Annotated in this window: 22 protein-coding genes, 1 tRNA gene and 1 pseudogene; 14 read left to right on the forward strand and 10 right to left on the reverse strand. The window is 63.9% G+C overall.

Features of this window, described 5'->3' with window-relative positions:
- The 3 genes and pseudogenes from QZ281_RS11065 to QZ281_RS11075 all read right to left on the reverse strand — a co-directional run.
- Positions 1-329: pseudogene (locus QZ281_RS11065) on the reverse strand (hypothetical protein); the annotation flags it as partial.
- Positions 330-353: 24 nt separating this feature from the next.
- Positions 354-1,292, reverse strand: coding sequence for a FecR domain-containing protein (locus QZ281_RS11070; RefSeq protein ID WP_292228338.1), 939 nt, complete (start codon positions 1,290-1,292; stop codon positions 354-356).
- Positions 1,293-1,440: 148 nt separating this feature from the next.
- A complete protein-coding gene (locus tag QZ281_RS11075; RefSeq protein ID WP_292228340.1) occupies positions 1,441-1,965 on the reverse strand; it encodes an RNA polymerase sigma factor in 525 nt (174 codons plus the stop codon).
- A gap of 163 nt (positions 1,966-2,128) precedes the next feature.
- Here QZ281_RS11075 and QZ281_RS11080 point away from each other — a divergent pair, with 163 nt between their 5' ends.
- The 4 genes from QZ281_RS11080 to QZ281_RS11095 are packed head-to-tail and all read left to right on the forward strand — an operon-like array spanning position 2,129 to position 5,756.
- The gene (locus QZ281_RS11080; RefSeq protein WP_292228341.1) at positions 2,129-3,094 is read left to right on the forward strand and encodes a hypothetical protein; all 966 of its coding nucleotides are present in this window, start codon (positions 2,129-2,131) and stop codon (positions 3,092-3,094) included.
- A 9-nt stretch (positions 3,095-3,103) separates the two neighbouring features.
- Positions 3,104-4,027 (forward strand): hypothetical protein, encoded by a 924-nt coding sequence (locus tag QZ281_RS11085; RefSeq protein WP_292228343.1) that lies wholly within the window; start codon positions 3,104-3,106, stop codon positions 4,025-4,027.
- Positions 4,024-5,136 (forward strand): glycosyltransferase family 4 protein, encoded by a 1,113-nt coding sequence (locus QZ281_RS11090; protein ID WP_292228344.1) that lies wholly within the window; start codon positions 4,024-4,026, stop codon positions 5,134-5,136. The genes QZ281_RS11085 and QZ281_RS11090 overlap by 4 nt, the downstream gene beginning before the upstream one ends.
- Positions 5,137-5,162: 26 nt before the next feature.
- The gene (locus tag QZ281_RS11095) at positions 5,163-5,756 is read left to right on the forward strand and encodes a class I SAM-dependent methyltransferase (RefSeq protein WP_292228346.1); all 594 of its coding nucleotides are present in this window, start codon (positions 5,163-5,165) and stop codon (positions 5,754-5,756) included.
- On the opposite strand, the gene gcvA is transcribed toward QZ281_RS11095, so the two are convergent.
- A complete protein-coding gene (gene gcvA / locus QZ281_RS11100; RefSeq protein ID WP_292228348.1) occupies positions 5,710-6,642 on the reverse strand; it encodes a transcriptional regulator GcvA in 933 nt (310 codons plus the stop codon). The genes QZ281_RS11095 and gcvA overlap by 47 nt on opposite strands.
- 415 nt (positions 6,643-7,057) lie before the next feature.
- Between gcvA and QZ281_RS11105 the strand changes: the two genes are divergently transcribed.
- Genes QZ281_RS11105 through QZ281_RS11120 form a run of 4 tightly spaced genes read left to right on the forward strand, consistent with a single transcriptional unit; the run spans position 7,058 to position 10,090 of the window.
- Positions 7,058-7,894: an ABC transporter substrate-binding protein gene (locus tag QZ281_RS11105; RefSeq protein WP_292228349.1), complete on the forward strand. Its 837-nt coding sequence runs from the start codon at positions 7,058-7,060 to the stop codon at positions 7,892-7,894.
- Positions 7,895-7,902: 8 nt separating this feature from the next.
- Entirely contained in the window at positions 7,903-8,634 is a 732-nt protein-coding gene (locus QZ281_RS11110; RefSeq protein WP_292228352.1) for an amino acid ABC transporter permease, read from the forward strand.
- Positions 8,631-9,317, forward strand: coding sequence for an amino acid ABC transporter permease (locus tag QZ281_RS11115; RefSeq protein WP_292228354.1), 687 nt, complete (start codon positions 8,631-8,633; stop codon positions 9,315-9,317). Before QZ281_RS11110 ends, QZ281_RS11115 begins: the two co-directional genes overlap by 4 nt.
- The gene (locus QZ281_RS11120) at positions 9,314-10,090 is read left to right on the forward strand and encodes an amino acid ABC transporter ATP-binding protein (protein WP_292228356.1); all 777 of its coding nucleotides are present in this window, start codon (positions 9,314-9,316) and stop codon (positions 10,088-10,090) included. The genes QZ281_RS11115 and QZ281_RS11120 overlap by 4 nt, the downstream gene beginning before the upstream one ends.
- Positions 10,091-10,114: 24 nt before the next feature.
- Here QZ281_RS11120 and QZ281_RS11125 read toward each other — a convergent pair whose 3' ends face one another.
- Both QZ281_RS11125 and QZ281_RS11130 read right to left on the reverse strand, forming a co-directional pair.
- Positions 10,115-10,294 (reverse strand): hypothetical protein, encoded by a 180-nt coding sequence (locus QZ281_RS11125; RefSeq protein ID WP_292228358.1) that lies wholly within the window; start codon positions 10,292-10,294, stop codon positions 10,115-10,117.
- Positions 10,295-10,396: 102 nt separating this feature from the next.
- Positions 10,397-11,104: an SDR family oxidoreductase gene (locus QZ281_RS11130; RefSeq protein ID WP_292228360.1), complete on the reverse strand. Its 708-nt coding sequence runs from the start codon at positions 11,102-11,104 to the stop codon at positions 10,397-10,399.
- 76 nt (positions 11,105-11,180) lie between these two features.
- Here QZ281_RS11130 and QZ281_RS11135 point away from each other — a divergent pair, with 76 nt between their 5' ends.
- The 4 genes from QZ281_RS11135 (at position 11,181) to QZ281_RS11150 (ending at position 14,605) form a co-directional block, all read left to right on the forward strand.
- Positions 11,181-12,131: a LysR family transcriptional regulator gene (locus tag QZ281_RS11135; RefSeq protein ID WP_292228361.1), complete on the forward strand. Its 951-nt coding sequence runs from the start codon at positions 11,181-11,183 to the stop codon at positions 12,129-12,131.
- Between the two features lie 70 nt (positions 12,132-12,201).
- A tRNA-Ser gene (locus QZ281_RS11140) sits at positions 12,202-12,291 on the forward strand.
- A gap of 251 nt (positions 12,292-12,542) precedes the next feature.
- Positions 12,543-13,682 (forward strand): thymidylate synthase, encoded by a 1,140-nt coding sequence (locus QZ281_RS11145; RefSeq protein WP_292228363.1) that lies wholly within the window; start codon positions 12,543-12,545, stop codon positions 13,680-13,682.
- Positions 13,679-14,605, forward strand: a complete 927-nt coding sequence (locus QZ281_RS11150; protein WP_292228365.1) for a hypothetical protein — start codon at positions 13,679-13,681, stop codon at positions 14,603-14,605. Before QZ281_RS11145 ends, QZ281_RS11150 begins: the two co-directional genes overlap by 4 nt.
- Here QZ281_RS11150 and QZ281_RS11155 read toward each other — a convergent pair.
- Both QZ281_RS11155 and QZ281_RS11160 read right to left on the reverse strand, forming a co-directional pair.
- Positions 14,595-15,692, reverse strand: coding sequence for an ImmA/IrrE family metallo-endopeptidase (locus QZ281_RS11155; protein ID WP_292228367.1), 1,098 nt, complete (start codon positions 15,690-15,692; stop codon positions 14,595-14,597). The two genes, QZ281_RS11150 and QZ281_RS11155, sit on opposite strands and share 11 nt — an antisense overlap.
- Positions 15,689-16,003 (reverse strand): hypothetical protein, encoded by a 315-nt coding sequence (locus tag QZ281_RS11160; protein WP_292228369.1) that lies wholly within the window; start codon positions 16,001-16,003, stop codon positions 15,689-15,691. Before QZ281_RS11160 ends, QZ281_RS11155 begins: the two co-directional genes overlap by 4 nt.
- Before the next feature lie 244 nt (positions 16,004-16,247).
- Between QZ281_RS11160 and QZ281_RS11165 the strand changes: the two genes are divergently transcribed.
- Positions 16,248-17,180, forward strand: coding sequence for a HEPN domain-containing protein (locus tag QZ281_RS11165; RefSeq protein WP_292228370.1), 933 nt, complete (start codon positions 16,248-16,250; stop codon positions 17,178-17,180).
- A gap of 179 nt (positions 17,181-17,359) precedes the next feature.
- Positions 17,360-17,638 (forward strand): hypothetical protein, encoded by a 279-nt coding sequence (locus tag QZ281_RS11170; RefSeq protein WP_292228371.1) that lies wholly within the window; start codon positions 17,360-17,362, stop codon positions 17,636-17,638.
- Between the two features lie 11 nt (positions 17,639-17,649).
- Here QZ281_RS11170 and QZ281_RS11175 read toward each other — a convergent pair whose 3' ends face one another.
- Both QZ281_RS11175 and QZ281_RS11180 read right to left on the reverse strand, forming a co-directional pair.
- Entirely contained in the window at positions 17,650-19,593 is a 1,944-nt protein-coding gene (locus QZ281_RS11175; protein WP_292228373.1) for a DUF3363 domain-containing protein, read from the reverse strand.
- 330 nt (positions 19,594-19,923) lie between these two features.
- On the reverse strand, positions 19,924-20,191 hold a 268-nt coding region (locus QZ281_RS11180), incomplete at its 5' end, for a hypothetical protein (RefSeq protein ID WP_292228374.1).

Consider the following 20,191-nt stretch of genomic DNA (forward strand, 5'->3'; position numbering starts at 1 on the left):
GGGGGCGACGGGGCGGGGCGCACGACCCGACGGATGATGACCGCGCCGTCAGGCCTGATCTGATAGACGCAGTTGCTGTCGGACAGGACGCGGCCCAAAGCTGTATCCAGCCGCATGGACCCGGTCAGGCGGGGCGACGCGCCCGTGCAGGACGCCACGTCGCCGCCCAAGGACACCCGGGCCTGAACCGCCAGATCCAGCAGGGCGCCGCGCACGGTCTGGGCGGGGATGTTGGCGCTGAAGGTGCGTGGCGACGAGGCAAGCGCAGGCGGCGCCGCGAGCAGCAGCGTCAGCAGGCCTCCGAGGGCCGACTGGGTCAACCCGCGCATCTGGAACAGGAGCCAGGCCGAAGCCTAGCGGGATGCGCGTGCGGACAGGCGCACTTCGTTGGGCGTGCGCTCTACGGTGACGGGAGAGAAGTCGCGAAGTTGGGCCAGCATGGTCGTTTCATCTGCAATGCGCAGAGCGCCCGTGAAACGAAGGCCTTGCGCGGAGGCAGACACTGTAAACGGCTTGTCGAAATAGCGCGACAGGTCACGACTGATATCTGTGATCGCGGCGTCGCGATAAACCAGAACCCCTGTGCTCCAGCTGGAGACGCTGTCGGCGTCGGTCGCGCCCAGTTCTGCGGCCTGATCACCGGCCTGATGCAGCGTCTGGCCTGCGGTCAGGCGCACCGGCGTCTGGGCCGACTTGGCCTGCACCGAGACGATGCCGCGTTCTACGCCGATGGCGAAGTCGTCGTTGTGGCTGACGATGTTGAAGGCGGTGCCGATCACGCGGACCTGGCGCCCGTCCGCCTCGACCGTGAAGGGGCGGCTGGCGTCATGAGCGACGTCGAAGGCGGCCTCGCCGTCTTGCAGCGACACCTGGCGGCGTCCATCGTTGAAGCGGACCTGCAGGCTGGAATGGCGGTTCAGTTTGACGGTCGATCCGTCCTCAAGCGTGATGGTCTGAGGCGCGTCCTGCGTCTGATAGATCACCGGACGGTCCATGAACTGCGGCCACAGGCCTGCCGTCAGGGCAGCAGCCGCCGCAATGCCGACGACCGGAAACAGCCAGGCGCGACGGCGCGTGATGCGCACATCGTCGTTGGCCGCGCGACGCAACGGCGTCACCGTGGCGATAGGCTCAGCGGGAGCCGCCGTCAGGGCGTCGTCCAGATCGACCCAGACCTGTTCCAGCGCATCATAGGCGGTGCGGTGTGCGGGCGAGACGGCGATCCAGTCGCCGAATGCGCGCCAGTCGGCCTCCGACGCCTCGACGTCGCTCAGGCGCACGAACCAGGTCAACGCCTGCTCCTCGATTTGCCTGTGCTGCGTCATGCGCTCGCCCATCCCTGTGCTGCACCATGCAGCACCCATGGATACGACGTCGCCAGACGGGCGGCGCCTCCAAGAATACTGTCACCAAACGGTGACGCTGTGTCGAGACGCTGGCTCATTTGCGCATCCTCGCGGCCAGAATACGCAGGGCGTCCATCATGTGCTTCTCTACGGAGCTGCGCGATATGCCCTGTTTTTCAGCAACTTCGGCGTAGCTGAGGCCGTCGAACTTGTGCAGGCGGAAGATGGTGCGGGTTTTTTCCGGCAACTGGTCCAGCGCCGTCATCAGCTTCTGCAGTCGCTGGCGGCCTGCGACCACGGCCTCGGCGGAGGGGGCGTCGTCCACGTCGTCGCCGTCTTCGGCCCCGTGCATGGCCACCCGCCAGGCTCCGTCGCGCGCGGCCGAACGGCGGCTGGAGCGCCATCGGTCCAGCAGCAGATTGTTGGTCAGCCGATAGAGATAGGCGCGTGGGTCGCGGATGTCGGCGTCTTCAGGGGTGCGCGAAACCTTCAGATACAGTTCCTGCAGCACGTCTTCGACGTCGCCGCGCCCGCCCAGCCGCGACGCCGCGAACCGGCCCAGGTCGTCGCGCATCTGCAGATAGACGGTTGTGAGGCGGGGCGGGTCGAACGGGGGCAAACTAAACTTATCTCCGTTGGACGCCCATGCGCGTGTCGCCATGCGCAGCACAGCCTGTTCGAACTGCGTTTGTTTTAATGCCGTGGCGAAAGTCGTGAGGCAAGCGCCAGATGGCGGCGTCATCTGAGTCGAGGGGCCGCAAGAGCCGCAAACTCAGTCGAGGATGATGATGACGACCGTTGCGCCGAAAACCGCCTATCTCGGCTGGCTTTCCCGCGTGTTGGCGTCGACGAAAAAGGTCGCGCCCGAACGGACCGAGCGCGCCGATCTGGTGCTGGGTTATGCCACGGGTTACGACGCAGCGGTGATCGCGCCCTTCGTGCGCTCGCTGCGGTCGTGGTTCGACGGCACAATCGCCCTGGTCGTGGACCGGCGTGATGATGTCCTGGCCCTGCTGGAAGAACACGATGTCGTCGCCGTCCATCCTGAACCGGCCACAGGCTGGGAGCCGCACGCCGTTGTGGCGCGCTTTTCCGCCTATGCCGACCTGATCGAACGCTGGCCCGATGCGGACGGCGTCTTTGTGACCGACGTGCGCGACGTCGTCTTCCAGGGGGATCCGTTCGAGCCGCGTCCGGCGCAGATGGAAGTCTTCAATGAGTGGGACGGCGGCAATCTGGGCGGCCACGCCTTCAACACCAAACACCTGACCGCTGTGTTCGGCGAGGACATCGCCGCCAGTCTGGCCGACAAGGCCTGCCTGTGCGTTGGCACCATCATCGGTCCGCGCGACGATGTGCTGCGCCTGTGTCGCACCATGCTGATGCTGGCCGCCATTCCCCGGTCCGAGATCGGCGGCGCCTTCGGAGCGGATCAGGCCGTGTTCAACATGGCGATCCATTTCGGACTGGTCCGTTCGTCGGTCCAGCCCAATTACCGCCGCGTCGCCACCATCGGCATGACGCCCGGCGACCTGCTGCACTTCCATGAGGGCAAGGTGGTCAATCCTACGGGCGGAACCAGCCCCATCGTCCACCAGCATGACCGCCATCCGCATCTGGCCGATCCCATTCATGCACTATGGGGCAGGGGGCTGCGCTACTGCGGCCGCACCAAGTCCAAGACGGCGGCGGATCGCGGCCTGCGGTTGCAGCGCTCTCTGATGCGCCGCCTGCCTGAACTTCGCTGAGCCCAGACCATGTATGACGAATGGCGCGTCGGCTTCACCCGGCGACCGATCCAGCATGTGCTTGAGGCCGACGCGCTGACGGTGGACGCGATCGTCTGGCTGCCGCCATGCCCGCGCAGTTTCCAGTTCATCGCCGACCCGTTCGGCATCGAGCGCGACGGGGTGACGACGATCTTCGTCGAAGCCTTCGACTATCGCGTGCGGCGCGGCGAGATCCATTATTATCAGTACCGGGGCGACGCCCTGATCGGGCAGGGGTTGGCCCTGGCCGAGCCGTTCCACCTGTCCTATCCCAGCCTGATCGAAGACGGCGGCGAACTGTACATGCTGCCCGAAGGCTACAAGAGCGGCGGCCTGACCCTTTATCGGTGCGAACGTTTCCCCGATCGCTGGGCGCCGGTGCAGCGCCTGCTGGACCTGCCGGCCATTGATGCGACTGTCGTCAAACATGACGGGCGGTGGTGGATGTTCCACACATTGCCGGGACCGGACGACCGGGCCATGCGTCAACTGCATGTCGCCTATGCCGATGAACTGAAGGGGCCGTGGACGTCGCATCCCGGCAATCCGGTCCGCACGGGTTTTCTGGAATCGCGACCCGGCGGGACGGCGTTCGCGCATGAGGGCGTCCTGTATCTGCCGGTTCAGGAATGCCGCCCGACCTATGGGGCGGCGATCCGCCTGCTGAGGATCGACACCCTGACCCTGACCGACTTCGCCGCCAGCCTGGTGCGCCGGATCACGCCCAAGGGGCTGCTGGAGGGTTTCAAGGACGGGCTGCATACGGTGTCGGGCGATGATCGGCTGACCGTCATCGACGTGAAGGGGCTGCGCCGGTCGCCTGCGGAGAAGCGGATCAAGCTGCAGTACAAGCTGCGCCGCCTGTTCGGGCTCAATGGTCCGCGTCGGCGTGACCAAGCGGATGCGGCATGAAGATCGCGGTCGTCCTGCCGCGCGGCAGCCTGTTCGACGTGGACCGGATCAACTCCATGGAGCGCGTCGCCCTGACCCTGAACGCCTGGAGCCGCTTCAACGCCGACATCCGTTTCGTCTGCGAGGACGGCGCTGCAAACCCCGCCGCGCCAGATCAGACCCTGTTCGTGCCGTCTGGCCTGGGCAAGCGGGGCCACACCGCTGCCGTGGTCGCGGCGTTGCAGGCGTTTCAGCCGGACGTGATCGAATATCACCAGCAACTGGCGGGGGCGGCAGACATCGCCAGACGCCTGCCGGGCCGGGTCCACGTCCTGTACCGCCACACCCGGTTCAAGCCGGCCTCCAACCTGATCGACCGCTGGCGCTATCATGGGCGTCTGAAGGCGTTCGACCGGCTGATTTTCGTCAGCAAGGCCGCGCGCGAAGAGTTCCTGCGCGATTACTCCGGTTTCGACGCCTCCGCCGTGGTGGTGTGCAATCCCATCGACGTCGAGGTCTGGCGCGGGGATGCGGACAAACGTGAAAACCTGATCTTTTTCTCCGGCCGCACGCTGGAGGAGAAGGGGGTCGATTCCTTCTGCGCGGCTTTGGCCGAGACGCTGGATCAGGCCCCCGACTGGCGCGGCGCGCTGATGCTGGGCGAATGGGAGCGGAACAAGGACTGGGCCGAGCCGCATCTGCGCGCGCTGGACCGCTTCGGCGACCGGGTCGAAATCCATAAGTCCGCCTCGCCCGAACAGGTCGTCGCCGTCGCCAGCCGCGCCGCCATCGCCGTGGTGCCATCGCGGGTGGCCGAAGCTCTGGGCCTGACCGCGCTGGAGGCCCATGCGGCGGGCGCGGCCCTGATCTCGTCAGGGCGCGGGGGCTTGCGCGAAGCCAGCGGTCCCCACGCCATCTATGTCGACCCGCCCGAGGCTCAGGGACTGGCTGCGGCCATGCAGCATCTTGTCCGCAATGACGCCGAACGGGCAGACATGGCGCGTGAGGCCCAGTCCTTTGTCGCCCGCACCCATTCGCCCGCCCTGCGCGCCGCAGAACTGGACGATCTGCGTCTGGCGCTTGCGGAAAGCCACTCTCCTGCCACCCGTCGATCGCGCGCCTCGCGCTAGTTCGACCCTTGCCCAGGCCTGTCTTGATGACCGCTATCCTGTCCGCCCTGACGACCCGGTTTGAAGGTTTGTTCGACCGCCGCAAGAAGGCCGCCGAACGGATACGCGAACTGCCGGACCGTCAGCTGCTGGCCTCGGCCTATATTCCGGCGCTGGCGGCGCGGGGCGGGCGTATTCTGTGGGTCGGATGCCGGGCCTATACGGCGGAAGACTATCCGGCGCTGGAGCGTTGGGGCGCCGAGGTCTGGACCACCGACATCGATCCCAAGGCCGCCCGCTGGGGCCGGGCCGGGCGTCACCAGACCGGCGACCTGTGCGAGATCGACCAGATTTTCGACGACCTGCGTTTCGACGCCATCGTCTGCAACGGCGTTCTGGGCTTCGGCGTGGATTCACCTGCCGCGCAGGAGCAGGCCATGACCGCCATGGCGGGCATTCTGAAGCCGGGCGGCTTGCTGCTGCTGGGCTGGAACAATGACCGGATCGACGATCCGCTGAAACTGTTGGCGACCGAGCGGTATTTTACGACCGGCCATATCGGCAGCAAGCCGTCACGCGTGCGGTTCGACGACGTCACTCATGTTTATGATACACTGGAGTTGGCGCGCGCGGCTCACTGAGGGCCGGATTGTCCGCCGTCCAGGTCAGCAGCCAGTCGCGGAACCGCTTGATCTTGGGCACGGAGCGACGGTGCTGCTGGCACACGATCCAGTAGGCATGGCCCAGGGTCGAGGTCTGTTCGAACAGCGGCACCAGCCGTCCGTCGGCGATGTCCATGCGCCAGAAGAAGGGGGTCAGGATCGCCACCCCTTGTCCGGCCATGGCGGCGTGACCGTCGTTAGCCTGTGAATCCAGACGCACGCCCGGCACATTCACGGCGCGGGCGTCGATGCCCGCATCGCTCAGCCATTGCCGCCACGCGGGGTCGTGGGCGCTGATCAGCGGCAGGCGGGTCAGGTCCTGCGGCGTCAGATGGCCGCCGTGCCGCTTCAGAAAGGCGGGGCTGCACATGGGGGTGAAGTCTTGGGTCAGCAGCTTGTGCGCGTCCAGACCCTCCCACGGCCCGATGCCCGAGCGGATGGCGACATCCAGCCCTTCAGAAGCGAAGTCGGATATGCCGTTGTTGACCAGCAGGCGCACGGCCATGTCCGGGTGGTCCATCTGGAGGCTGCCCAGCCGCCACGCCAGCCAGGCGTTGGCGAAGGTCTGGGTGGTGGAGATGGTCAGTGTGCCCTGATCCTCGGCCCGCAGTTCGGCGAAGGCCGCCTCGATCTCGTCCAGACCACGTCCGATGCCTGCCGCCGCCCGGCGCGCCGCATCGGTCAGGATGACGCGGCGTTTCTCGCGCCGGAACAACTGCATCCCCAGTCGCTCCTCCAGCAGGCGGATCTGATGGCTGACCGCCGCCTGGGTCATGCCCAGTTCATTACCGGCTGTGGTGAAATTCTCATGCCGGGCGGCGGCTTCGAACACACGGACGGCGGCGAGGGGCGGGAGCGGGCGCATGTCAGATGATAATCACAGCTTATCACCTGCGTCGATCCATTCGTTGGCGTGGGACGCCGGTTCGTGATGAATTGCGGTCAGTCCTCCCCGACTGAAACAAGGTTCTTCCCCATGACCCTGCACCACGCACATACCCCGACAACGCTTCGCCCCGTTACCCTGCCGACCGCGCTGCGCGGTGTGGTTCATGCCTGGCTTGAAGCCTCGAAAACCCTCGTCGCCATTCAGTATCGTCGCCCCTGGGCTTCGTGATCGCGGCGTCGGCGGCCAGCGCGCCTGCGTACCGGACCCCCACGTTCGGATAGGCGCGCTGGTCAAAATCTTTTCTAAAATCGGGTCAGTTTTTCTGCGGTTGACCCTGCGGCCCCGGTCGCTGATCGGTCCCGGACCTTCTCCCGTCCTGAGGTAATGACCGATGCGTCTGGCCCTGACCGCCATAACCCTGATGATGACGCTGGCTGTCGCCGCCTGCGGACGCAATGACGCGTCGCAGGATCGTCTCGCCGCCATCCGCGAAGCCGGGGTGCTGCGGGTCGCCACCTTCGACAGCAATCCGCCCTTCGGCTCGGTCAATCCGACGACCCGCAAAATCGAGGGTCTGGACGTCGACTATGCGCAGGCCCTGGCCGACAAGTTGGGCGTGAAGCTGGAGATCACCCCGACCAATCCGGCCAACCGCATTCCGCTGCTGGCGTCGGGCAAGGTCGATCTGGTTCTGGCCAATTTCACCATCACCGAAGAGCGCGCCAAACAGGTGGATTTCTCGATCCCCTATTTCGCTTCGGGCCAGCAGTTCATCGCCAAGACGGGAAGCCTGACATCGCCTGACCAGCTGAACGGCCTGCGCATCGGCGTGGACAAGGGCACGGTCAACGAGATCAACCTGCGTGAGAAATATCCGCAGGCGGTTCTGGTGGCCTATGACGACACCCCCTTCGCCTTCACCGCTTTGCGCAACGGCAATGTGCAGGCCATCAGCCAGGACGGGCCCAAGCTGATCGGCGTGCTGGCCAATGCGCCCGACGCCTCAGGCTTTGAAATCCCGGCCTTCTCCATCTCGCAGGACCTGATCGGTGTGGGCATCCCCAAGGGGCAGACGGCGCTGAAAACATTTGTCGACACCACTCTGGTCGAGCTGGAGGCCAGCGGTCAGGCCCAGCGCATCTATGACCGCTGGTTCGGTCCTGACACCCGCACGCCGCTGGCGCGCTCGTACCGGATCGGAGACAGCGCGGCGGCCCCCGCCCACTGATTTCCTGAATGTTCGACGGGTTTCTCGCGCCGCGTTACATCGGCTGGATGATCGACGGCCTGGGGGTGACCCTGGGCCTGTCGGTTCTGGCGTCGGTGATCGCTCTGGCGCTCGGTTTTCTGCTTTGCGTGCTGCGTCTGTCACCATCGCGGCCGGTCGCCGGTCTGTCGGCGGCGTGGCTGTCGGTGTTCCGCAACACGCCGCTGCTGGTGCAACTGTTCTTCTGGTACTTCGGGGTGTCGGCCCTGCTGCCTGACAGTCTGATGGCGTGGCTGAATGCACCGCACCGCATCGGCGTCGAGGCTTTCGGCGTGCCGTGGCCGCCGTTCGAGATGCTGGCCGGCCTGCTGGGCCTGTCGCTCTACAGCGCCGCCTTCATGGCCGAGGAATTCCGCGCCGGCATCTACAGCGTCGCGCCTGGACAGACGGCTGCAGGACGTGCGCTGGGCATGACCTCGGCCCAGATCTGGATCTCCGTCATCCTGCCTCAAGCCGTCCGCATCGCGCGTGCGCCCTTGGCGGGGCAGGTGATGAATGTGGTCAAGAACTCGTCCCTGACCATGGCCATTGGTCTGGCCGAACTGTCCTATTCCGCGCGTCAGGTGGAGACCGAGACGTTCAAGGCGTTTCAGGCCTTCGGTCTGGCGACCGTCTTCTACATCGGGGCGGTGGTCCTGATCGGCGGGCTCAGCCAACTGGCGTGGGGGCGTTCGACCCCGCCGACGGGGACTGCGCGATGAACCCCTCCGTCATCACTGACAATCTGATCTATTTCCTAGTCGGGCCGTGGCCGCAGGGACCGCTGGGCGGCGCGGCCCTGACGGTGATCCTGACGGTTCTGTCGGCGGCCATATCCGGGGTTTTGGGTCTGGTGCTCGGGGTGCTGCTGTCAGTCCTGCGCGGGCCGTGGCTAGTGGCGCTGAAACTGGTGCTGGGTCTGTTCCGGGCCGTGCCGGTGCTGATGCTGATCTTCTGGATCTATTTCCTGGCGCCCATCGCCTTTGGTCTGGACGTGCCGGGCGTGGGCGCGGTGGTTGCGGCCCTGTCCCTGATCGGCGCGGCCTATCTGGCCCACAGCGTCCATGCGGGCATAGAGGCCTTGCCGCGCGGCCAGTGGGCGGCGGCCTCTGCGCTGGGCCTGTCGCGCCGCCAGACCCTGCTGCTGGTCGTGGCGCCCCAGGTTCTGCCCCGGATGGCGCCCTCTGTCGTCAATCAGTGGATCGCCCTGACCAAGGACACTTCGCTGGCCTATGTGATCGGCGTGGCCGAACTGTCGTTCGTGGCCACCCAGGTCTCGAACCGGGTCATGGTCTATCCCGCCGAAATCTATCTGTTCGTCGCCGTCCTCTATTTCATCCTGTGTGCGGGGCTTGAGTTCGCCGCCGGACGGCTGGCGCGTCGCTACCGGAGCCTGCCCGCATGACCACCCCTGCCGATGCGCGCCCTGCCGAGGCCCCTGTGGTGATCGACATTCAGGGCGTCAGCAAATGGTATGGCGCCTTTCAGGTGCTGAGCGACTGCGCCCTGTCGGTGCGGCGGGGCGAGGTGCTGGTCATCTGCGGTCCGTCCGGCTCGGGCAAGTCCACCCTGCTGAAGACTGTCAACGGGCTGGAGGCCTTCCAGCAGGGCGCCGTCACCGTGGATGGCGTGCGTCTGGATCAGGCCAGGGTCGACTTGACCCGGTTGCGTAGCCGCGTCGGCATGGTGTTCCAGCATTTCGAGCTGTTCCCCCACCTGACGGTCATGCAGAACCTGACGCTGGCGCAGGTGAAGGTGCTGGGCCGGTCGCAGTCAGAGGCTGAGGCGCGCGGCCTGGTCTATCTGGAGCGGGTCGGTCTGATCGACCATCGCGACAAACGCCCCGCCCAGTTGTCGGGCGGCCAACAGCAGCGCGTCGCCATCGCTCGCGCCCTGTGCATGGACCCGGTGGTCATGCTGTTCGACGAACCGACGTCCTCGCTGGACCCCGAAATGGTCGCCGAGGTTCTGGATGTCATGGCCGGTCTGGCCGCCGACGGCATGACCATGATCTGCGTCACGCATGAGATGGGCTTCGCCCGCCGCGTCGCCGACCGCGTGGTCTTTATGGACGAGGGGCATATTCTGGACGACGCGCCTGCCAATGCCTTCTTTGCGGAAGACGGCGTCCGCAGTCCCCGTGCCGACGCCTTCCTGAACCGCCTGTTGCGGTACTAAGTCTCAGCGCAGGTGTAAGGCGCCTCAAGAGCCTGTGCCAAAGCCCTTGGCGCCGCCTGCGCCCGCCGCGCCCAGACCGCCGGTCGCAGGCGCAGACGGCGCCTTTCCTGCAGCGTTTGTGCGGACCTTGCGGGGCGGCTTCGGGGTCGCCTTGTCGTCATCCTGATGGGTCTTGGGGTCGGGTTTCCGATGGGTGTCGGTCATGGGTTTCTCCTTTGTCGGTGTAGAGAAACAAGCCGCCTTTCACCCGCCGGTTCCTGTGCGCGCCATCACGTCGCAGCCGTCCGAAGACTGTGCGGCCCGGCCTTAGCGCAGGCTGTAACCGCCGTCCGCATACAGGCTCGCACCCGTCATATTGCCGTTGTCCAACAGGAACAGGGCCGCCTCGACCAGTTCATCGACATGGCCGGGCCGACCCACGACCGACAGACGGCCATAGGCTTCATAGGCCGGGCCGCGCACCTCGTCCGGGCGACGCCGCCACAGGTCGCTGTCCACCGTGCCAGGCGACAGGCAGTTGACCCGGATCGGCGCCAGTTCCTGCGCCAGCGCCCGTGTCAGTCCCTCGATGGCGGCGTTGCAGGCGGCATAGGCCGGATTGCCTAGCGGCCGCACCGACGCCGCTCCTGACATCAGCACCACCCCCGCATGGGGCGCAAGGACGGGCAGGGCGGCGTGAACGGCCCAGTACTGGCCCCAGAACTTGCCCTTGAACGGGCTCTCCGCCACCTCGGGCGAGGACTCGCGAAACCCGCCCGTCTGGTAGTCGGCGCCGGGCGTGAACAGGCCGGACAGGGCAGGGACGTCGGCGAAGAAGGCCGCCAGACTGTCGCGGTCGGTGGTGTCTACCTGCCGGACCTGCGCCGCCTCGCCCAGTTCGGCCTTGGCCGCCTCCAGCCGCGCCTGGGTGCGCCCGCCGATCAGCACATGGTCCCCGCGTCTGACCAGAGCTCGGGCCACGCCCAGCCCCATGCCCGAGCCGCCGCCGATGATCGCATAGGTTCTGTGTTCCATGCGGACAGGTCATAATGCAGAATTGAATGCGTCAGTGGTGTTCATATATCCGCTCTGAGGCGAAGGAATTTCGGCAATGACGATGGGCGACATCGGTCCCGGCGGTGCTGTGCGGCTGTTTCTGGCCGTTTGCGACCATGGCGGCTTCGCACGGGCGGCGGGATCGCTAGGCCTGACCGCCTCGGCGGTGGCCAAGGGTGTGGCGCGGTTGGAGGGGCGCATAGGCGTGCGCCTGTTCGAGCGCTCCACCCGCCATTTCCGCATCACGCCCGAGGGTGAGCATTACCGAACCGTCTGCCGCACCGCTGTCGGCTCTGTCCGCGCGGTGGAAGAGGCGTTGGCCCTGTCCGCCACCGAACCCGCCGGTGAGGTGCGCGTGACCCTGCCGCCGCTATTGGGCGCAGAGATTGTGGCCCCGGCCCTGTTTGCATTGACCGACCAGCATCCCAAGCTGTCCCTGAATCTCAGCCTTGATCGTGCGCCGGTGGATCTGCGCGGCGGACAGGTCGATCTGGCCATCCGCATCGGTGACCCGCCCGACGTCGCCGGGGTCATCGGTCGCCGCATCGGCGTGCAGCGCCTGACCCTGTGCGCCTCCGCCGACTATGTCGCCGCGCGGCGGGCGCCGGATGACTGGCGCGATCTGCACGATCACGACCTGATCGCCACCGCCATCGATGGTCGTCCCGCGCCGTGGCGCTTCACCGAGGCGGGCAGGGAGGTCTTCTGGGCCCCGCCCGCGCGGCTGATCCTGGACGGCGCGGCTCTTGCTCTGTCCGCCATCCGCGCAGGCCGGGGCATCGGCCTGATCCCCTCATGGCTGGCCGCCGCCGACATCGCCTCGGGCCGTCTGATCGCCCTGATGCCCGACGCCGTCACGGGCCACCGCCCCATCTACGCCCTCTGGCCCGACTACGCCCCCATGCTGCCCCGCCTGCGCGTCGTCATCGACGCCGCCGCCCTCGCGATCCGCGAAGCAACAGGGCAGGGCGCCTCAACGCCTCATCTGACCGCCAATCTGCCCTAAACCGCCCAATCCGGATTGACGCCGACAATACAGATAGGTAGTGACGCGACCTCGCAGTGACTGGCGACATGGACAGGTGGCGGAGTGGTCGATCGCGCACGCTTGGAAAGCGTGTGTAGGTGAAAGCCTACCGAGGGTTCGAATCCCTCTCTGTCCGCCACCCGCGTTGTTTTTAAACGATTTTCTGGTGTTGCTGAGTGGTCACCCACCAACAAGCCCATCAACGGCTTTGCGCTTGAATTTGCGCCTAACTGGCACGTTTACGGGCGCAGCAAGCTTGGTCAGCTCGATGAGGTGATGGATGCGTCGAGCATAGCGCCTCGAGCTGACTCGACCCTCAAACTTCCCAGTAGAAGAGCCTGAGGCCGTCTTAACCGTCGCGCTAATACCAAGCGCATTGCTTGTGCGCTTGTGCCCGATCATCCCAACACCTGGCTGGGCTTGCAGCACCTTGAAGTTGTGCCTTGCCTGGATAAGACTACGGCTCGCGTTTGGGAGGCGGCGCGTAAAATGTACCTTAAGGCATCAACGCTCGACGACCTCCTCGACGAAGCCTTCCGGCTTCTGCAGAAAAGCAAAATGGGCGTCGTAGCCACCAAGGGATCGACCGTCGAAGTCCAAGGCATTGTCCTCGAGTTGACGCGGCCAAGAGCCCGCCTCAGTCGAACTGACACCAAAGGTACAGTTTTTAGCGGGATCGGCGAGTTTATCTGGTACATTTCGTGCAACGATAAGCTCGCTCCTATCCAGTACTACATTAAGCGGTACGACGAATACGCTGAGGCAGACGGCACCATTTGGGGAGCCTACGGCCCACGAATTTTCGGCGGAGAACGCTCCCAATACGAAATCGTAAAGGCGCTATTGTCAAAGCGTGCGTCGTCACGCCAAGCAGTTATTCAGCTTTTTGATCGAAGAGATATCGAGGAAAGGCGTAAAGATACGCCATGCACATGCACGCTACAGTTTTTAGTGCGGGACGGATTACTCAATCTCGTCGTACATATGCGATCAAACGACGTTTATAAGGGCCTTCCTCATGACGTCTTTGCTTTTACTATGTTCCAAGAAATACTCGCCAGAGATCTCGGCGTTGCCCTCGGCACCTACAAACATATGGTCGGCAGTCTCCACCTCTACGAGGAGGATCGGGCGAAGATTGATGCGTATGTCCACGAGGGCTTTCAATCGACGCGCGAGATGCCCGACATGCCAGCGGGTTCTCAATGGACCGACATCAAAACTCTCTTCGTAGTCGAGGCGGCCATTCGCAAAGGAGGTGTCGCGGAAATCCCTGACGCGTTGGACAAGGCTAAGCAACTCAGCCCGTATTGGGCCGATATCGCTAGGTTGCTCGCGATATTTGCGCTGACGAGAAAATTCGATGGAGCTCGTGAAAAGCTCCGCCAAGTTGTCGAGATCAGGAGAGCGATGTCGACGCAGTATTATGCCGCCTATATTCGCAAAAATTCGCGACGGTTGAGCCGTGCCGTCGCACAGCTCGATTTGGACGGCTCCGCCGACATCATCACGAAAGTTTCGATCCCATGAGACATATCGACGAAGCTCGGTCTGAAGATATCAAGAACAGATTACAAACATACTCGGTGAACGTGTTGCAGTTGCCGGGCATCGCCAGCGCGGAAGCTCTCGACAGCCTCGTTCGGCAAATGATCGATAGCTTGCATCGGATCGAGTTCGTGCGGCGGCTGGGACAGCGCCCGATAGATCCGCGCCGTAAAGATCCCCGTGAGACTCTTTTCGATCCCGTGCGCGCTGCCTGGCTGTACAACAATGAAGGCGATAGTGATGAAGCCGCTTGGCTGACCTTCTTGTCGACCCACTTCGGGTTTCATAAGCGCGTCGGCTGGGAATTTACCCGGATGGTATATGGTGCGCTCGACAGTGGCCCAACTTGGACTTGGACCCGCACCAGCAGCAACCTTCCAGAGTTCCGCCAATGGTATTTCGATAACGCCGCCAGCCTAGCCGGCGTGCCGTTTGGCAATCACAGGAAGTACGAAAGCATTAGGCCAGACGCGGAAAACAACCTATTCGACACGATCGCCAGCTACGTGACATGGGTCGGGCTCAATCGAGGTTTTCGTCTGCTGGTTGCCGATACCTCAGCGGTTTCGGGCAATGCGCCCAAGGCGCTCTTCCATCGGCTCTACAGGGATTGTCCGATCGTTCAATTCGGGCGAACGGCTAAGTTCGATTTCCTGACGATGATTGGAAAGCTTGGAATTGCAGATATCGAGCCTCCATATCCCTATCTTGTCGGAGCAAGCGGCCCTGTCGTCGGCGCCAAACTTCTGCTGACGGATGACCCAAAAGCTCGCATTTCGAATCGGGATCTAACCGATGCCGTCGTTCAGATAGGCGAAGCGTTGGGGGTCGGGATGCAGGTCATGGAAGACTCCCTGTGCAATTGGCAAAAGTCGCAATACGCCTACGTGGCCTTCAGGGGGTAATTGCCTGGAGCGCGGCCCAGTTGTAGCGCTCCTTCAGGAAATTAAGTTGTTCATGACGAATAAGGCCGCGGTTCTGCATTTGACCGACAAGAATGCCTGGGGAGATTCCGATCCGCCGAGCTAGCCTCATCACGGCCTTGAAGTCTTTCCCAACCGCTTGAATCTCATCATTAAATGCCTCGGGGACTAAGACGTCCGCAGAGTACCGGTTGGCCTCATCTTCCTCCTCTGTCGGCTCATAGTCCTTGCCTTCGACAAAGAGCCGGTTGGCAGGGTGAAGGATAAGATGCCCCAACTCGTGAAAGACCGTGAACCAGAAATGGTCATCCGAGCGATATCGGAAACTGAGCTGGACCACAGCTTTGTTTTCTTCTGCAAAATGGGTCGCCCCGCTGGCGTGACATCCCTTCGGCGTCCTCACAAAGACAACAGCCACGCCACACCCCCGGCAGATATCGACCAGCTTCGGGAAGAACACCATCGGATCTTTCTGGCGCACCAGAGCCCGCATTGCGGGAATCGCCGCCTCCAAAGCCTTTGAATCCCAAGGTGCGCACTCAATTTCACGCGCCTGTAGAACGCCTTGTCTCAGCCAAGCCGTTACAGCGGCAGGATTGCTCTCATGGGCGAACGAGGTCCGAAACCTAACGGCATCTAAAACCCTGCTTCCCGAAGACTGCCATACCCCAGGCGCATCCTCGAAAAAGGCTAGCGCTGCATCTCTGTCCGAAAGTCCCGGGAAGCTTTCGAACCAGCCGAAACTTCTCATGTCCTTAAGCGGCAGCTGCTGGGCGAATGTGTCAAAGGTCATCGACGTGGCCAGCGGGGACGCTTCACGTCTCGCCCGATAAAACGTTTCCCTCGACATCCAGAACTGGCGATTGGAGCCAAGCGTGGTTGCCAAGCGATCGGCGATCGAGACGTCAATCGCGAGGTCGCCTTGGAGAAGATCCTCGACGGACGGCAAAGCCATTCCGATCGCGACGCAAAACGCCTCTAACGACAGATTCTTGTAGGCCAGCGCATCCTTGATCGTCTCACCAGGAGGCGAGACCCAATCAGGGCTGAAAGTTTCGGCGAGGCTCATGGCTTGATGATGTCCACGAGTTTGATGCGATCCACGATTGTCCAGTCAGTCTCTAAATTTTCGACCATGCGAGAGGCTCCGCGAATAGCCACGACGTTCAGCGAATAGCCAGAATGAAATTCAATCGACGCTTCCCCATCGCGCCCGTAAATTATGGGCAGCCAGGGTAACTCCGTAATGACATCCACCGCTTCAAGATCGGCAAGCCGGCGGCGCAGACCCGCAGCGGCCTCGTCCCCCAACAGTTTTCGGGCAGACGCTTCCTGTTGGCAGATCTGACGCAATCTCTTCGTTGCGAAACCCAGTTCCAAACGGCGACACCATGCCAAACCCGCTGAAAGTGAATCAGCTTAACCAAATGATAGTTGCGCCTAAATCGTAGGCTGCATAGCGCGCAATTATCACGCTAACTCCATTTGAGCAGGCCCAGGCTCAAAGCGGACGATCCAAGTCTCCTAAGAGTCAGGAACGCACACGCGCGGGGAGTGGGTATGTATTTCTCCAAGCACGACCGTTCTGTGATGCGATCTTAGTATTTTCAGTTAGATTCGCCTGATGCGGTCCGACCTCGACCATCTTCCCGAGCGCCAGCAGCGTGAACTCGAACGGGTTCGCGACATCCTGCTCGCCGGCTTCGATGCCGCCAAGAATGGCGGCAGCGGAGGCACGTCCGGCTGGCGCCGGGGCGGCATGGTGCAGAAGATCATCCTCTTCGGCTCTTATGCGCGCACCGATTGGGTCGACGAACCCGAGAACGGCTACCTGTCGGACTTCGATCTGCTGATCGTGGTCAATCACGAGAAGCTGACCAACATCGCTGACTACTGGTGGAACTCCGAGGATCAGATCCTTCGCGACCCGACCATCGGCCGCACCGTCAATCTGATCGTTCATGACGCCCAGGATGTGAACGCCGCGCTGCGACGCGGCGAATACTTCTGGACCGACATCGTCCGCGAGGGCATCGCCCTCTACGAACTCCCCGGTCATCCCTTCGCGACGCCGCAGCCCATGACTGCGGGAGATGCTTTCGCAATTGCGGAGCGCGAGAAGCTGCGCTGGCTCAAAGCCGTGGATCGGTTCCTTAAGCTCGCCGACGTGTCCTCAGTTGAGAGTTCGGACGATCCGGACTGGCGCAAGAATGCCGCTTTCAATCTCCACCAGGCCGTTGAAGCCGCCTACGCCTGCTTCCTTCTCGTCCACACCTTCTATTTCCCGCGCTCTCACAACATCAAATTCCTCCGCTCCCTCGCCGAGGACGTCGACACGCGCCTGGTCGAAGCTTGGCCCCGTGAGCACCGCTTCGATCGTCGCCGTTTCGAACTGTTGAAGCGCGCCTATGTCGAAGCCCGCTACAGCGACCAGTACGACGCTTCGGCCGAGGATCTGGAATGGTTGATGACGCGCGCCCGCCTGCTGCGCGACCTCGTCGCCGACCTGTGTCAAACCCGGATCGCCGAGCTCAAAACCAAGGCCGAGACCGCCTGATCTGACGGTCGTCAGAGTGTTTGCAGATCACGTTCGCGCGACCCAGCGTGATCAATGAAACCAGATGAAACCTCCTGAAAATCGGTGAAACGACCCGCCCGTGATCGGCCGATTCTGGCGCATTGACGCCCTGTGGATAATCCCGGTCGCTTGTCGCCCGTAGACAAGGAGTTTCCCCAATGACCACCCATTACCTCGAGCCTTTCGAAGATCGGCTGCTGAACCGCAAGGAAGCCTCTCGCGAGCTGGCCCGGCTCGGCATCCGCCGCGCGCCCTCCACCCTGGCCAAAATCTTCTGCACACGATCCGACGGCCCGCCCTGCGTCCATCTGGGCCGGACGCCCTACTATCCACTCAGCAAACTGCACGAGTGGGCCAGAAGCCAACTGACCGATCTGCGCTCATCTTCGAGCCAACCCCGCAAGCCGGGCGGCTGGAGCGAAAGCATCGGGCGCTGAGGTGTCGACCGCTACAGTTCGAGCCCGAGGCCTCGCCCGCGCTGCGGTCCGAACTGGAAGTCGACCAGGCCGCCCTGGAGCACGCCGATCATAGCCTGATCTCGGCAGGCCTCCAGCGCCGGCCGCCACGGCGCCAGGGTCACCACGCCCTTGCCCCCGATCACCGCATAGGTTTGTCCGTTGATGTGGCCGCGATCCACGTAGGTTCCGGAGAAGGCTTTGCCCTCCTGCGCGATCTGAACCAGCTTGCCGTCCTGGCCGAGCCGTTTCATCTGGCCGTTCAGATCCATACCCAGCAGCTTGCGCGTTTCGTCCTTGCCGAGCCCGCTCGGCTCGCCAGAGCCGATGCCCCAGCCTTTCAGCGTCTCCGCCCGCTGACGACCGAGTTCCCGAACCTCTGCCGCCAGAGCCGGTGACGTCGGCGCCTTCGCCCGGTCGCTCATCACATCGTCCAGCCAGGTGATGCCCCAAGCCTGCGGCTGCTGCTCCAGCGGCCGGACATCCAAAACCTTCACCTCCAGATCGACCGCCCCATGACGCGCCTGATCGGCGAGGGAGGCCTTGGCCACATAGTCGGCCGATATGGCGAAGCGTCCATCGCCCAGAGCCCTGCACGCTCCCTCGCGGCTCATCGCCTCCAGACGCCGAACATGCCGCTCGATGAAGGCCGGGCTGTCGTCAGGCCGGGCCAGGTGATGGTCATGCGTTGAATAGGTCCCGCCGCGCTCCTGAGCGATCTCGGCGATGGTGCGATCGGACGCCCGTTCCGGCCGCGCCTTGCCGGTGACAGAGACGATGGCGCGCTCCGGCACCCGGTCGAGGATCAGCGCGCTATCCAGCGACGGCAGGCGGACATGGCCCAACCTGCCGTCCATCGTCTCCATCACCAGGGCCTGAGGCCCGTTGCCATAGAACCCGATAGGCCTGACCCCGGCATAGGCGCCGACGACGGTCTCTCCCGCGCCGATCTCCAGCGGCTGCAGCCGCTCGATCTCTCCGCCCCACCGACCGCCCCATACGGCCCGCGTCGCCGCCGCCTCTCTTCCCTCGCGCTCGCCGACCTTATGCAGGGTGTCGCGTAGATGGGAGGGGACAGACCAAAGACCGGGCTTCACTCGCTGAGCCCAGCCCCGCGCCTCCAGATGGACGAGGCGGCGGAGAGCATCGCTGCGCTGATCCTCGGGCAAGCCTCCCAGGATCAGGCTTCCCTCGCGGACCTGTGCGACCAGGGTCCGGTCCATTGGAGTGAACCGGTCGGCAGTAACATCTCGCTCCGACACACCCCGATCCTGACGCGGACCGAGGATCTCGGTCGCCAACTCCTGAGACCGCTGGCGCATACCGTGGCTGACGTAGTCACGGGGGATGACCAGATCCTGGCCGTCGTCCCGCTTGCCGCGCAGGACGATATGCAGATGCGGTCGCCCTGTGTCGTAGTGCGCGCCGGCGACCCAGTCCAAGGGCGTGCCCAGGTCTTCTTCAAGCCGATTCATGAAGTCGCGCGTGAAGGCCTTGAGGTCAGGCAGGTCACGGCCGTCCTCCGGATTCATGATCAGCCGGAAATGGTGCCGGTCGCCGTCGGTGCGCTCGACGAAGGACTTCGTGTCGGCCGCATCGGACTGAGCGTCGAAGATTTCGCCCCGCTCGCCCTCCGCGCCTGCGCCGTCGCGCTCGACGTAGCGAAGGTGGAAGGTGAGGGCCCTCTTCGAGGCGCCCGTCATCGGCACGACCCGCACCTTGACCATCACCCGGCGCATGCCGCCGGCCGCCGAGCGAACGGGCCGTACCCGCTGGACCGATCCCTTGGCGTTGAAGTGACGCGCCCGAGCCCGGGGCGTCATGGAGGGCGTCGCCCGGTTCAGCAGGCGGCCCCAGGTGCCGGCCCGAGGCGTTTCCCGCCGCGCCGTCATGGGCGGCTTGAAGTGGTGATCGTCAGGTTCGCGTGGCTCGGTCATGGAGGGCTCCCGCGCCCTCGAACCCCTTCGCCTACACCGATGTACCCGGCCAGCGACTTCCAAGGACCGCAGGCCGGATTTTATCTTGCCCTGCACCCCTGTCGCTGGGTGCGTCGATTTCGCTGATTGCTTGTGTGTTCCCTAAGCCAACTAATCTCAGGGCGGCTACACTCAAGAGGTCGCAGACGCGCCACTAGCAGCCATTAACGTGTGGCCCAAAAAGCGGACCTAGCCGCCATCTCGGTATGCAATGCCTCAACAAGGAGGGCAAACGCATGCGAGAGATGGCGCCGGCTCACAGGCCCCAGATGACGGCCCGCCCGGCAGCCTCTATCGAACGACGCGCATGTAGGCGGGACTGGCGGTGCCTTCGCCGGTAACGCCGCTTGCGATGTCAGTCACCAAGATCTTCTCGCTGGCGGACAACGCGTTCCACATGACGCTCTCCCGCAGCAACTTGGCCACTGCCTGCGGAGGGACGATGAAGTGGCTGGCCAGCCTGTCGACCAGCCCTGGGGATAGATCAGCTGCAACGAAATCTTCCAGCGCCGCGATGGGTAGGAGCAAGCGCCGGGCCCGCTTCGCGGCGCTCGCCGCC

The organism is Brevundimonas sp. (genome assembly GCF_018608325.1).
Classification (GTDB): Bacteria; Pseudomonadota; Alphaproteobacteria; order Caulobacterales; family Caulobacteraceae; genus Brevundimonas.

Excerpts from the sequence above, each read along its gene's own strand:
- QZ281_RS11110 (WP_292228352.1), top strand. The coding sequence starts at position 7,903 with ATGTTCGACGGGTTTCTCGCGCCGCGTTACATCGGCTGGATGATCGAC.
- QZ281_RS11170 (WP_292228371.1), top strand. The coding sequence starts at position 17,360 with ATGACCACCCATTACCTCGAGCCTTTCGAAGATCGGCTGCTGAACCGC.
- QZ281_RS11135 (WP_292228361.1), top strand. The coding sequence starts at position 11,181 with ATGACGATGGGCGACATCGGTCCCGGCGGTGCTGTGCGGCTGTTTCTG.
- QZ281_RS11165 (WP_292228370.1), top strand. The coding sequence starts at position 16,248 with ATGCGGTCCGACCTCGACCATCTTCCCGAGCGCCAGCAGCGTGAACTC.
- QZ281_RS11115 (WP_292228354.1), top strand. The coding sequence starts at position 8,631 with ATGAACCCCTCCGTCATCACTGACAATCTGATCTATTTCCTAGTCGGG.
- QZ281_RS11085 (WP_292228343.1), top strand. The coding sequence starts at position 3,104 with ATGTATGACGAATGGCGCGTCGGCTTCACCCGGCGACCGATCCAGCAT.
- QZ281_RS11095 (WP_292228346.1), top strand. The coding sequence starts at position 5,163 with ATGACCGCTATCCTGTCCGCCCTGACGACCCGGTTTGAAGGTTTGTTC.
- QZ281_RS11080 (WP_292228341.1), top strand. The coding sequence starts at position 2,129 with ATGATGATGACGACCGTTGCGCCGAAAACCGCCTATCTCGGCTGGCTT.
- gcvA (WP_292228348.1), bottom strand. The coding sequence starts at position 6,642 with ATGCGCCCGCTCCCGCCCCTCGCCGCCGTCCGTGTGTTCGAAGCCGCC.
- QZ281_RS11150 (WP_292228365.1), top strand. The coding sequence starts at position 13,679 with ATGAGACATATCGACGAAGCTCGGTCTGAAGATATCAAGAACAGATTA.
- QZ281_RS11120 (WP_292228356.1), top strand. The coding sequence starts at position 9,314 with ATGACCACCCCTGCCGATGCGCGCCCTGCCGAGGCCCCTGTGGTGATC.
- QZ281_RS11175 (WP_292228373.1), bottom strand. The coding sequence starts at position 19,593 with ATGACCGAGCCACGCGAACCTGACGATCACCACTTCAAGCCGCCCATG.
- QZ281_RS11125 (WP_292228358.1), bottom strand. The coding sequence starts at position 10,294 with ATGACCGACACCCATCGGAAACCCGACCCCAAGACCCATCAGGATGAC.
- QZ281_RS11105 (WP_292228349.1), top strand. The coding sequence starts at position 7,058 with ATGCGTCTGGCCCTGACCGCCATAACCCTGATGATGACGCTGGCTGTC.
- QZ281_RS11090 (WP_292228344.1), top strand. The coding sequence starts at position 4,024 with ATGAAGATCGCGGTCGTCCTGCCGCGCGGCAGCCTGTTCGACGTGGAC.
- QZ281_RS11155 (WP_292228367.1), bottom strand. The coding sequence starts at position 15,692 with ATGAGCCTCGCCGAAACTTTCAGCCCTGATTGGGTCTCGCCTCCTGGT.
- QZ281_RS11130 (WP_292228360.1), bottom strand. The coding sequence starts at position 11,104 with ATGGAACACAGAACCTATGCGATCATCGGCGGCGGCTCGGGCATGGGG.